Origin of the sequence: Paraburkholderia tagetis (genome assembly GCF_022213065.1) — a bacterium.
Lineage (GTDB): Bacteria > Pseudomonadota > Gammaproteobacteria > Burkholderiales > Burkholderiaceae > Paraburkholderia > Paraburkholderia tagetis.
In genome coordinates this window covers 1-12,297 of record NZ_JAKLJA010000042.1, presented here as the reverse complement: position 1 = coordinate 12,297, position 12,297 = coordinate 1, and the positions used below count along the sequence as shown (strand labels likewise).

Annotated in this window: 9 protein-coding genes and 1 pseudogene; 5 read left to right on the top strand and 5 right to left on the bottom strand. The window is 64.3% G+C overall.

What is annotated here, in order from left to right; all coding sequences use genetic code 11:
* Nucleotides 1–54: 54 nt before the first annotated feature.
* Genes gspF through gspD form a run of 3 tightly spaced genes read right to left on the bottom strand, consistent with a single transcriptional unit; the run spans nucleotide 55 to nucleotide 5,248 of the window.
* Complete coding sequence (gspF, locus tag L5014_RS31315) at nucleotides 55–1,272, bottom strand: type II secretion system inner membrane protein GspF (RefSeq protein WP_238467676.1); 1,218 nt, start codon at nucleotides 1,270–1,272, stop codon at nucleotides 55–57.
* Between the two features lie 38 nt (nucleotides 1,273–1,310).
* On the bottom strand, nucleotides 1,311–2,819 hold the full coding sequence (gene gspE, locus L5014_RS31310; protein WP_238467675.1) for a type II secretion system ATPase GspE: 1,509 nt from the start codon (nucleotides 2,817–2,819) through the stop codon (nucleotides 1,311–1,313).
* Nucleotides 2,820–2,821: 2 nt separating this feature from the next.
* Complete coding sequence (gene gspD / locus L5014_RS31305) at nucleotides 2,822–5,248, bottom strand: type II secretion system secretin GspD (protein WP_238467674.1); 2,427 nt, start codon at nucleotides 5,246–5,248, stop codon at nucleotides 2,822–2,824.
* A 599-nt stretch (nucleotides 5,249–5,847) separates the two neighbouring features.
* Between gspD and L5014_RS31300 the strand changes: the two genes are divergently transcribed.
* Together L5014_RS31300 and L5014_RS31295 are read left to right on the top strand one after the other, a co-directional pair.
* Complete coding sequence (locus L5014_RS31300) at nucleotides 5,848–6,255, top strand: lytic transglycosylase domain-containing protein (RefSeq protein ID WP_238467714.1); 408 nt, start codon at nucleotides 5,848–5,850, stop codon at nucleotides 6,253–6,255.
* 225 nt (nucleotides 6,256–6,480) lie between these two features.
* Complete coding sequence (locus tag L5014_RS31295) at nucleotides 6,481–7,788, top strand: GTP-binding protein (protein ID WP_238467673.1); 1,308 nt, start codon at nucleotides 6,481–6,483, stop codon at nucleotides 7,786–7,788.
* Nucleotides 7,789–8,020: 232 nt separating this feature from the next.
* Here the strand turns inward: L5014_RS31295 and ltrA are convergent, their stop codons facing one another.
* Nucleotides 8,021–9,043 (bottom strand): group II intron reverse transcriptase/maturase, encoded by a 1,023-nt coding sequence (ltrA, locus tag L5014_RS31290; protein WP_238467672.1) that lies wholly within the window; start codon nucleotides 9,041–9,043, stop codon nucleotides 8,021–8,023.
* A gap of 2 nt (nucleotides 9,044–9,045) precedes the next feature.
* Between ltrA and L5014_RS31285 the strand changes: the two genes are divergently transcribed.
* From L5014_RS31285 to L5014_RS31275, 3 genes are all read left to right on the top strand, one after another.
* On the top strand, nucleotides 9,046–9,342 hold the full coding sequence (locus L5014_RS31285; protein WP_238467671.1) for a Y4bD/Y4pK family protein: 297 nt from the start codon (nucleotides 9,046–9,048) through the stop codon (nucleotides 9,340–9,342).
* Nucleotides 9,343–9,394: 52 nt separating this feature from the next.
* Complete coding sequence (locus L5014_RS31280) at nucleotides 9,395–9,727, top strand: DUF6788 family protein (RefSeq protein WP_338019358.1); 333 nt, start codon at nucleotides 9,395–9,397, stop codon at nucleotides 9,725–9,727.
* Between the two features lie 136 nt (nucleotides 9,728–9,863).
* Complete coding sequence (locus L5014_RS31275; RefSeq protein ID WP_238467670.1) at nucleotides 9,864–11,915, top strand: recombinase family protein; 2,052 nt, start codon at nucleotides 9,864–9,866, stop codon at nucleotides 11,913–11,915.
* Nucleotides 11,916–11,944: 29 nt separating this feature from the next.
* On the opposite strand, the pseudogene L5014_RS31270 reads toward L5014_RS31275, so the two are convergent.
* A pseudogene (locus tag L5014_RS31270) lies at nucleotides 11,945–12,297 on the bottom strand (group II intron reverse transcriptase/maturase); the annotation flags it as partial.

Here is a 12,297-nt window from a genome sequence, read left to right as displayed (position 1 = left end):
CGCGCGCCGCGCTTGCACCGCTCGCGCGACCCGTTGCGCGACGGGTCGAGCCACTCACTGCACCAGGTTGTTCAACTCGATGATCGGCAGCATCACCGCGAGCACGATCACCAGCACCACGCCCCCCATCGCCAGAATCAGGAGCGGCTCGAGCAGGCTCGTGAGAAACATCGTGCGCCGCTCCAGCTCGCGCGCCTCGCCCTCGGCGGCGCGGTCGAGCATGGTCGTGACGTCGCCGGTCGCCTCGCCCGAGCGGATCAAATGCACCAGCACGGGCGGAAACGTCTTCGTATTGCCTAGCGCGCGAGAGAGCGACGTGCCTTCGCGCACGCGCACGATGGCGTCGTCCACGTTCATGCGCATGGCGCGGTTCGAGAGCGTTTCTCCGGCCGCCTGCAGCGCGCGCAGAATCGGCACGCCCGCCGCGCTCAGAATGCCGAGCGTGCTCGCGAAACGCACCGTGTTGTAGCCGCGCACGAGTTTGCCCGCGAGCGGCGCCGTGAGGAGCCAGCGGTCGAACGCGAGCCGCGGCCCCGGCCGGCGCAAGGTCGCGCGCACGATCCACGCGACGATCGCCACCGCAATCAGCACAGCCCACCACCATTGCCGCACGAACGCCGAAAGCGCCATCATCAGGATGGTCAGAAACGGCAACTGTTGCTTCGTACTCGCAAACACGTTCACCACCTGCGGCACTACATAGCTCAGCAAAAACGTGACGATGCCGAATGCGATGAGCGTGACGATCGTCGGGTAGGTGAAGGCCAGCACGATCTTCTGCTTGAGCGCGTTGCGCTGCTCGATGTAGTCGGCGAGGCGCGAGAGCACGATGCCGAGCTTGCCCGTATGCTCGCCCGCCGCGACGAGTGCGCGGTAGATGTCGGGAAAGTCGCGCGGATGCTGCGCGAGCGCGTTGGCGAGCGAATGACCGCCCAGCACTTCGGCGCGGATCGCCGCCATCAGCTCGCGAATGTAGTCGCGCTCGGCTTGCTCGGTGAGCACCGCGAGCGCTTCGCCCAGCGGCAGCCCGGCAACCAGAAGGCTCGCGAGCTGACGCGTGAGGATCGCCTGCTCGCGCTGCGAGAGGCGCCGCCCGAGCGCGAGGCGCTGGGCGCGCGCGCCGCGTGTGCGGGTCGCCGCCGGCTCGACCACGAGCGGCGTGAGGCCCTGGCCGCGCAACTGCGCACGCGCGCCGCGCGCACTGTCCGCGTCGAGCACGCCTTTTTGCGCCTTGCCCGCAGCGTCGATCGCTTCGAAACGGAATGCCGGCATCGTCTTCTTCGCCCCCTCGTTGGCTCAGTCCGGCCGCTTTACACGCCGCCCGTCACGCGCAGCACTTCCTCGAGCGAGGTCGTGCCCGCGTCGAGCCAGCGCTCGCCATCGTCGCGCAGCGTGCGCATGCCCTGCGCCCGGCCTGCGGTAAAGATTTCGGCGTCGGCGGCGTTGCGATGAATGAGGTTGCGGATCGGCTCGTCGATGGTGAGCAGCTCGTACACGCCGCGCCGGCCCGAGTAGCCCGAATGGCCACAGCGGTCGCAACCGACCGGATGCCAGCGCTTGCGCCCATCGTCCTCCAGGCGCTCCTCCTTGCAGTGCGGGCACAGTTGCCGCACGAGACGCTGCGCGAGCACGCCGAGCAGCGACGAAGCCAGCAGATAAGGCTCCACGCCCATGTCGGTCAGACGCGTGACCGCCGAGGCGGCGTCGTTGGTGTGCAGCGTCGCGAGCACGAGGTGGCCCGTGAGCGAGGCCTGCACGGCGATCTGCGCGGTTTCGAGGTCGCGGATTTCGCCGATCATGATGATGTCCGGGTCCTGACGCAGGATCGAGCGCAGCGCACGCGCAAACGTCATGCCGATGCGCTCGTTCACCTGGGTCTGGCCGATGCCCGCGAGGTCGTACTCGATCGGGTCCTCGACGGTCATGATGTTGGTCGTGGTGGTCTCGAGCCGCGACATCGACGCATAAAGCGTGGTGGTCTTGCCCGAGCCGGTCGGCCCCGTCACGAGCACGATGCCGTGCGGCTTGGCGATCAGCTGATCGAACTGCTTGAGCGTGTCGGCGGCCATGCCGAGCGCTTCGAGATTCAGGCGCTGCGCGTCCTTTTCCAGCAAACGCAATACCGCACGCTCGCCGTGGCCGGTGGGCAGCGTGGACACGCGCACGTCGACGGGGCGGCCGCCCACGCGCAGCGTGATGCGGCCGTCCTGCGGCAGGCGTTTCTCGGCGATGTCGAGTTGCGCCATGATCTTGATGCGCGAGATCAGTGCGCCGTGCAGCGCCTTCTTCGGGCGCACCACGTCGCGCAACGTGCCGTCCACGCGAAAGCGCACCACCGAGGCATTCTCGAACGGCTCGATATGAATGTCCGAGGCCTGCTCGCGCGCGGCCTGCGTGAGCAGCGCGTTGATCATGCGGATGATCGGCGCGTCGTCTTCGGATTCGAGCAGGTCCTCCACCTCGGGGATATCCTGCATCAGGCGCGAGAGATCGACTTCGCCTTCCACCTCGCCCACCACCTGCGCCGCGCTGCCGTCCTGGCGCGCGTAGGCCTGGTTGATCGCCTGCGCGAGCTCGTCGGCGGGAATGCGCACGAGCGAGATCGCCCCAAAGTTGCGCGCCACTTCGGCAATCGCCGCGCCGGTGGTGCGCTCGCTGATCCACACCTCGAGCCCGTCGGCGTGCTGTTGCGCGACGAGGATCTGGCCGCTCCTCGCGAAGCCGTATGGCACGAGCCGCGCGGCGACGGGCGAGGGCGCCTCGCGGGGCGCTGCACTGTCGCGCGCAGCCGCCGAAGACGGGCGAGGCGTATCGGCCATGCTCAAGGCTGCACCCTCGGCTGGCCGCTGAGCGGCTGCTGCACCGACGACGATGGCGCGGGCGCGTATTGCGGCGAGGGCATCGCTTGCGTGGGCGCGCCTTGTTGCGGATAAGCCGGCTTCATCTGCGTGGCGTTTGCGGGCGCCGTGGTCGCAGGCGCGGGCGCGGTGGCAGTCGCGGTCGCTGGGGCGGTGGCAGGAACCCCAGGCAGCGTCCGCACTGCCTGCTCGCGCCGCATCCTGTCGAGATCGAACAGGTTCAACGCCGATCCACCTTCGGCCGGGCCAACCGGCATCGGCGGCACCACCGGGTCGTCGCGGTCCTTGATCAGGTTGTTATCGGACCGGTAGGCGCCCGTCACACCCTGAATATAGTCGTAGCGGTTCGACGTCACCGCTTGCGCCGTGTCGCGATCGTTGATGATCACCGGACGCAGGAACACCATCAGGTTGGTCTTCTGGCGCGTCTTGTTTTCCGAGCGGAACAACTGGCCGATCCATGGAATGTCGCCGAGCAGCGGTACCTTGCTGTTGCTGACCTGGTAGTTGTCCTGCATCAGGCCGCCGAGCACGATGATCTCGCCGTTGTCGGCCAGCACCGTCGACTGGATCGAGCGCTTGGTGAAGTTCGGGCCGGCCGGATTGGTCGTCGCGTTGGTCGTGCCGGACACGATCGCCGAATCCTCCGTGTAGAGCTGGAGCTTCAGAATGCCGCCGTCGGTGATCTGCGGCTTGATATGCAGCGTCAAGCCAACGTCGACGCGATCGTAGGTGTTGAACGCCGAGCTCGTGGAGCCGCTCGTGAGGTTCGAATACGTGCCGGTCTGGATCGGCACGTTCGTGCCGACGACGATCTTCGCTTCCTGGTTGTCGAGCGTGATGAGGTTAGGCGTGGACAGCACGTTGGCGTCGCTCGTTTGCGAGAGCGCCTGCAGCAACGCGCCGAGCCCCTGCACGCCGAAGACATTATGGATCCAGCCCACATTCAAACCCTGCTGGATGCCCTGGCCTGCGAGCGCGCCCGCGAGGCCGCCGGTGGCGGCACTGGCCGCCGCTGCCGCCGTCAGGTTGATGATGCTGTTGCCGGAGCCGGTGGCGAGGTTGGTCCCGGCCACCACGTTGCTATTGCCGATCTGCCACTGGATGCCGAGATTGGCGTTCGTGTTCGAGTTCAGCTCGACGATCAGCGCTTCGATGTAGACCTGCGCGCGCCGCGCATCGAGCTGGTCGATCACGGAGCGCAGATTGCGGTACACCGGGTCCGACGCCGTGATGATCAGCGAGTTGGTGGCCGGATCGGCCTGGATCATGCCGCCTGGCTGATTCTCGTCGCCCTTGTCCTTGTCGCCGCCGAGAAACTGCGACTCGTTGCTGCCGCCGGAAGCACCGCCCGCCATCGAGTTGCCCGACGACAAACCACCGCCGCCGCCGAGCGAACTGGGCAGCGGCGGCGTGCCCGAAAGACCCGTCGAGGTGTTGCCGTAGCCGGCACCGCCACCACCACCGCTGGAGCTGCCCGGATTCTGGTTGAACGAATTCGCACTGCTGCCCGACGACGATTCGTTCCCGCCCTTGCCCAGCATCCCGCGCAGCGTCTTGGCCAGCTGCACCGCATCGGCGTTGCGCAGCATGACGACGTGCATGTTGCCCGGCATGCTCGTTGGCGCGTCGAGCTGCTTTGCCAGTTGCACCGCAGAGGAGAGACGCTGCGCATTCGATGCACGCAGCATCAGCGAGTTGGTGCGCGGGTCGGCGACAACCGAAACCTTCAGCGACGGGTCCGAGGCGCCGATCGCGCCCGGATCGAGCATCTTCGAAATTTGCGGCGCGATGTCGAGCGCATTGGCGTTCCTCAGCGGCACCACCTGCACCTGCTGGCCCGCGGCCGTGTCCACGCCGGCGATGATCGCGGCGATGCGGCGCACGTTGTCCGCATAGTCGGTCACGACGAGCGCATTGCTGCCCGGATACGCGGCAATCGTGTTGTTCGGCGAAATGAGCGGGCGCAGCACGGGCAGCAGGTTGTTCGCCGATTCGTGCTTCAGCGTGAACACCTGGGTGACCACCTGGTCGCCGCGCGCTGCGGGACTATTGCCCACGTAGGTCGGCACGCCCTGGAGCTTGGCATCGGCCTCGGGCACCACCTTGAGCACGCCATGATCTTGCACGAGCGCGAAGCCCTGCATGCGCAGCGCCGATTGCAGCGTCTTGAGCGCCTGATCCTCGGGCACCGGGTTCTCGGAAACGAGATTGAGCTGCCCCTTCACGCGGGGATCGACGATGATCGTTTTGCCGGTGGCCGCGCCGATTGCCTTCGCCACCTGGTCGATGTCGGCGTTGACGAAGTTGAGCGTGACCTGGGCGTGCGCGAGTTGCGCCGCCATAAGCCCGCTCAGGAGCAGCGCCTTGGCGACGCGACGCAAAGCCATACGATTTCTTCTCATGGGTGTCATATCGAGGCCGGTAACGGACGCCGCCGGCCAGTCGTACTTATCGTGCTCAACGTGCTTGCTGTAATCGTCGCGTCTTTTCGGGCCAGGCAGCCTGCGGGACACGGCCCGCAACGACCATCGACTAATCGGCCCACCGGCTACGGCCCGCCGACGTCCCTCATCCCTGCGATCGACGACCAGCAAAAAGTGCAACAGTAGCAGCTTTTCGTGTCGAATTTGTCACAAAGAAATTGCGTCTGGGGATTTCCTCTAACTCCCACCTGCACGCAGAAGCGCACCCAGAAGCCTTCCGAAAGGATTGGGAACAGTCCCGAGCCCCAATCACACCGACTCTCTACTGCCGATTCGCCGCCCTCGGCCGCTCTCGGTCCGCGTGCCGTTCGGCTGTCTTGACGCGACTTCGCCTGCCGGTATCATACGGTCGGTCCATTGCGCACAACGCCCGGAACAGGCAAGGCAGGCACGGGTTTCCCCCATCCCGGGCAAAACCGGCCGGCGTACCGCAACGTCCCTGTGCAACTCCCCTCGGCCTTCCAATGAAAAAGGTTGCCTTTGCCACGACTGCCGCTGCCCTGATGCTCGCCGCCGCCTGCGCGAGCGCGCCGGCGCGCGCGGACTGTTTCGACGAGGCGGCTCGCTACCAGAAGGTCAATCCACTCATTCTGCGCGCCATCGCCTGGCAGGAATCGCACAATACGCCCGACGCATTGCATAGGAATACGAATGGTTCGGTGGACTACGGGGTGATGCAGATCAACTCGATTCATCTGCCAGCGCTTGCGCAATACGGTATTTCGTCCAATACGCTCATGCAGCCGTGCAAGAACGTCTACATCGCCGCCTGGCATTTGCGCCAGAAGATGAACAAGTACGGCAACACCTGGGCCGCCGTGGGCGCATACCACTCCGAAACGCCCGCCTTGCGCGACCGGTATGCGCAGCAGATCGCGGCCATCCTGCGCAAGTGGAAGTTGATGCCCTGATCGATGTACTGAGCGGGCGCACTGAATGGCTGCACTGAGTGGCCGCAATAAGCGGGCTGTCGCCGCTCGCGGCCGGGCCTGGGTGCGCACCGTCAGCGCGCCGCGCGCGCATGGTGCAAAATGCAGGCTTGCGCCGCTCTGGCCGCTTCCGGCATCGCCGGACGCTTGCCGGCCCGCGCGGCCCGACTTCCCGCCTTTCTCATCACCAACTGCACGCACACTGCAATGAATCAGCCGCCACTGCCCGTCACCGTGCTCTCCGGGTTTCTGGGCGCGGGCAAGACCACGTTGCTCAACCACGTCCTCGCGAACCGCGCCGGCCTGCGCGTGGCCGTGATCGTCAACGATCTGGCCGCCGTCAACATCGACGCCACGCTCGTGCGCGACGCCGCCGCGCTCTCCCACGTCGAGGAGAAGCTCGTCGAGCTGTCCAACGGCTGCATCTGCTGCACGCTGCGCGACGACCTGCTCGCCGAGATCCGGCGCCTTGCCGACCCCGCGCAGGCCGGGCAGCGTTTCGACGCCATCCTGATCGAGTCGACCGGCATCGCCGAGCCCATGCCCATCGCCGAAACCTTCACCTTCGCGGATGAAGACGGCACAACACTTGCCGACATCGCGCGTCTCGACACGATGGTGACCGTCGTGGACGCCTTCAACTTCCTGCGCGACTACGCGAGCGCCGACCCGCTCGCCGAGCGCGGCGTGGCGGCCAGCGACACCGACGACCGCACGATCGTCGAATTGCTGATCGAGCAGGTGGAATTCTGCGACGTGCTCGTGCTCAACAAAGCCGATCTCGTAAGCGCCGACGAACTCGCGCGCCTGCAGCGCATTCTCGCGCGCATCAATCCGCGCGCGGTGCAGGTGGTGAGCCGTTTTGGCGAGGTGCCGCTTGCCGAAGTGCTCAATACGAACCGCTTCGACTTCGACGCCGCCGCGAGCGCGCCGGGCTGGCTCACGTCGCTGCACGAGCATGAACACGAAGACAGCGGCGCGGCGCACGGCCACCATAGCCACAGCGAAGCCGACGAGTACGGCATCGGTAACTTCGTTTATCGCGCACGCAAGCCGTTCCATCCCGAGCGTCTGTGGGCGCTGCTCAACCAGGAGTGGAAGGGCGTGCTGCGCTCGAAGGGCTTCTTCTGGCTCGCGACGCGCAATGACCTGGCGGGCTCGCTCTCGCAGGCGGGCGGCGTCTGCCGCCATGGCCCGGCGGGCACCTGGTGGGCCGCGCAACCGCGCGAAGAGTGGCCGCAGGACGCCGAACTGGAAAAGGAAATCGAGGCCGACTGGTTTGGCGACGCGAACGATACGAGCATCGGCGACCGGCGCCAGGAGCTTGTGATGATCGGCGTGGATCTCGATCGCGAAGCGTGGCAGGCCAAGCTCGATGCGTGCCTTCTGACAGACGCCGAATTTGCTGCGGGCCCCGACGCCTGGCAGGCATACGCCGATCCGTTCCCTTCCTGGGAATTCGACGACGAGCACGACCACGACGGCGATGGAGAAATCGTCCATCGTCACGACTGAGGTCACGCCCGGGATCACGCCTGGAATCACGACTGGGCGCGCAGGGAGCCGGGCAACGGCAGCAGCAGAAAAACGGCGCCGTGCAATGCGGCGCCGTAGCGTGAATTCGCAGCGCCTCGCCGGACTTACCCATCCGGCGGGCGATCGGGATAGGGGCAGGCCTCGCGGCCCGACCCCTCCCACACCACCGTGCGTACGGGTCCGTACACGGCGGTTCGGATCGGTTGATCAACTACCGGCTAACCGAGGGGAGACCGAGAGAACGTAAGTACCCGTTTGACAGGGCGAGGTTCACTGCAGGACTGTGACTGAGCCGCCACGCGCTGTGCGGTGCTCCGGCGGTTTGGGCCGCAAGATTGCGTTTCACGCCACGGGCAGTGAGTTCCTCGAATCGGGTCCGGCCACGTTTCCACTGCTTCCAGAAGAAGCAGCGAATGCGGCGACGAATCCATTTATCCAAGTCCCGAAGCACCCATGGCGTTTCGCAGAAACAGAAGTATCCGCGCCAACCCGTCAGATACCGCTTCAGCGAGCCGATCATCTGGTCGACGCTGATGCCGCGCGTGCGCTGGGTCAGTTCCCGAATTCGCTCCTTGAACCGGGACAGTGCCTTGGGCGCTATGAGCCGCTGGACCTGCTCCCGGTCCGAGAAGGTAAATCCTAGAAACTTCCGCGTGTGTGGCCGCGCAACGGCACTCTTCGATTCGTTGACCTTCAATTTCAGCTTGCTAGTGAGGAAGGCCTTCAGCCCTGCCATCACCCGAAGCCCCGCGCGTTCGCTGTGCACGTAGACGTTACAGTCATCTGCGTATCTCACGAATCGCAAGTTGCGTCGGACAAGCTCCCGGTCAAGATCGTCGAGTATCAGATTGGATAGCAACGGTGACAGCGGTCCGCCCTGCGGCGTACCTTCATCCGTCACACCAACCAGCCCATTTTCCAGCACGCCCGCCGTCAGGAACGAGCGGATCAGTTTGAGCATGCGCTTGTCGCTGATCCGCCGGGCTACCCGAGACATCAGAATGTCGTGGTTTACGCGATCGAAGAATTTCTCGAGATCCAAATCTACAACCCAGCGGTGTCCCGCCTGAATGTAGCTTTGGGCACGTTCCACGGCCTGATGTGCCGAACGCCCCGGACGGAATCCGTAGCTGGAGTCCGAGAACGTCTGGTCCCACCGCTTTTGCAGCACCTGCAACACCGCCTGCTGAACGAAGCGATCTAGCGCGCACGGGACGGTCAGTGCGAACTGCACAAGTGCTCAACGAGCATTTGGGATGGGCTGAGATCCGTCATCCATTTCATCCCCTCAGGGGCCAACGCTTTTCCGTGCTGAAGGCGCGCCGCGTCGCAGGCGCCGAGACACTACTTCTGCGCGATACAGAACGCGGCAGCTTTAGCATTGCGCGCGAATGGACCGACTGGGGCACACCGTCTGTCTACGATGGCGCCATCGCGCCCGTGTGCTACTTCGATCTGGGCATGTTGCTAGAGCTGATCGCGTTGATCGACCAGCTTGCTCCATCCAGGAAGTCTTCGAAGAAAGGAGCTTGATCAATGAGCTTCCATCACTTATTATCAGACCAGTTTTTAACGTGGTCCGCCAATGGAAGATATTCCGTCGTCCACTTTACGCAGACGCCGCGCGCAATTGCTCAAGCAAATGCCGGCGTTGGAGACGCTTCTGCGCGGCTCGCTCATCGAGCGCTACAAGCGCTGCGGCAAACCTGGCTGCAAGTGCGCCGAGGGTCCCGGTCATGGTCCCAAGTACTACCTGTCTGTGAGCTTTCCCGGCCGCCGGCCGCAAATGGACTACGTGCCGCAAGCCGACTACGCCGACGTCACCGAACGCCTGGCGAACTATCACCGCGTCCGCGAGATCATCGAGGAGATCTGCGAGATCAACCGCGAACTATTGCGCCGCCGCGAGGCGCTCTGAGGGGCGCCGGTGAGCCAGTCGCCGCTGTCACTCACCCACATCATCGATCCGCAATCGGCCGGCGTACTCATCGCCAACATGCTCGAGGCCTGGCTCACCGCCGAGCCCGCGCTGGAGCTGACCGAGGAGGCCTTCGATGAACACCAAGATCACCCCGCAACATCAGAGCAAACCGGCGTACATCTATATCCGCCAAAGTACGCTGGCCCAGGTACGGCACAATCAGGAGAGCACCGAGCGTCAATACGCGTTGCGCGACAAAGCGCTGGCACTGGGTTGGCCGGAGACAGCGATCCGGATCCTGGACCGCGACCTCGGTCAGTCGGGGGCGCAGATGACGGGCCGCGAGGACTTCAAGACCCTCGTGGCGGACGTTTCGATGGGGAACGTGGGTGCTGTATTCGCACTGGAAGTTTCCCGCCTGGCACGCTCGAATCTGGACTGGCATCGCCTGCTCGAGTTGTGTGCGCTCACCCATACCCTCGTGATCGATGCCGATGGTTGCTACGACGCAGGCGACTTCAACGACGGCCTGATACTGGGTCTCAAAGGTACGATGGCACAGGCGGAACTACATTTCTTGCGCGGGCGCCTCCAGGGCGGCAAACTCAACAAGGCGAAGAAAGGTGAGTTGCGCTTTCCACTGCCCGTCGGCTTGTGCTATGACGATGACGGTCGCATCGTCCTGGATCCCGATGACGAGGTACGCGGCGCCGTGCAGCTGGTGTTTCGTCTCTTTCAGGAAACCGGCAGCGCCTATGCCGTCGTCAAGCGATTTGCCGAAGAGGGCCTGCGCTTTCCGAAGCGTGCCTATGGCGGTGCCTGGGCAGGCCGACTCATCTGGGGGCGCCTGAGCCACGAACGCGTACTCGGTCTGATCAGGAATCCTTCCTATGCGGGCGATTATGTCTTTGGACGGTATCAGTATCGTCAACGCATAACCGCACAAGGAGAGATCCAGAAGCGCGTACAGCCGGTACCCAAGGCTGACTGGCGGGTCCATCTTCCCGACCATCACGAAGGGTATATTACCCCTGACGAATTCGAACGCAACCAGGTACGCCTGGCGCGCAACCGGACCAACGGCGAAGGTACCGTGCTCAGCGGTGCGGCGCGCGAAGGTCTGGCGCTGCTTCAAGGGATGCTGATATGCGGCCGCTGTGGCCGGGCGCTGACCGTGCGGTACCAGAGTCACGGTGGCCTTCATCCACTGTACCTGTGCAGCAGGCGTCGCCGCGAGGGTCTGGCGACCACCGATTGCATGAGCATGCGCAGCAATCTGCTCGACAACGCGATTGGCGAGGCAGTACTCACCGCGCTACAACCTGCCGAACTCGAGCTCGCGGTCACTGCCCTGAACGAACTCGAGCAGCGCGATCATGCCATCATGCGTCAGTGGCACATGCGCATCGAGCGAGCCGAGTATGAAGTCGCACTCGCCGAACGCCGCTACCAGGAATGCGATCCGGCCAACCGTCTGGTCGCGGGTACCCTCGAGCGGCGCTGGAACGACGCAATGCTTCGGCTCGATGAGATCAAGACGCAAGCCGCCGAATTCCAGAGCCAGAAGGCACACGTCGCCACATCCGAACAGAAGGCCCAGGTCCTCGCACTGGCGCGCAATCTGCCGCGCCTGTGGCGTGCGCCGACGACGTCAGCGAAGGACCGCAAGCGCATGTTGCGACTACTCATCCGGGACATCACGGTCGAGAAACTATCTGCCACGCGACAAGCCGTGCTGCATATCCGCTGGCAGGGCAGCGCATGCACTGAAATCACCGTGGATCTGCCCAGGCCGCGCCCCGAAGCAATACGCTATCCGGCGGAGACCGTCGACCAAGTCCGCAAACTGTCGCAGCGTCTGTCCGACCTGCAAATCGTTGCGCACCTCAATCAGGAAGGCTTGCGCAGTGCGACTGGTAAATCGTTCACGCTCTCCATGGTCAAATGGATACGCTACCGATACGAGATCGCCGCAACCAGCTTCAAACGGCCCGACGAGCTTACGGTACAGCAAGTCGCTGACCGGCTGGGCATCAGTACACACATGGTGTATTACTGGATCGAGCGCCAGGTTGTCCAGGCCCGCAAGCTCGATGGACGCGGTCCTTGGTGGATCACGCTCAATCGCACCAAAGAACAACAACTGCGGCGTTGGATACGCACTTCAGGACATCTTCAGCGGTAACATTCCAACACTCAACTGGCAGAGGTGCATTATGAAATCACCGTCGGGATGCCGAGCTTGCGCACGCCACCGTCCGGCTTGGGTATCTCGACCCGTCTCACAGGTTGGGGTTGGTAGGTTCCGTCCAGCAATGACGACCGTATCGACGGCCAATGCTCACGCAGGTGCAGCCGTAATGCCTGGACCGTCATACCGTCCACGCCAGGCGCCCCCTTGTTTGCTTGCACACGCTTCAGCGCCTGTTTCAGGTTCTCCCGTTCACAGACTTCTTCCATCAGTCGGTCACTAGCCGACGGGCTTTCAGACTCGGGGTTCGCCGCCATAGGTTCAGCCCCTCCGGTATCGTCCTTTGGGGCTTCACCCCTATCTCCGATCCCGAGGA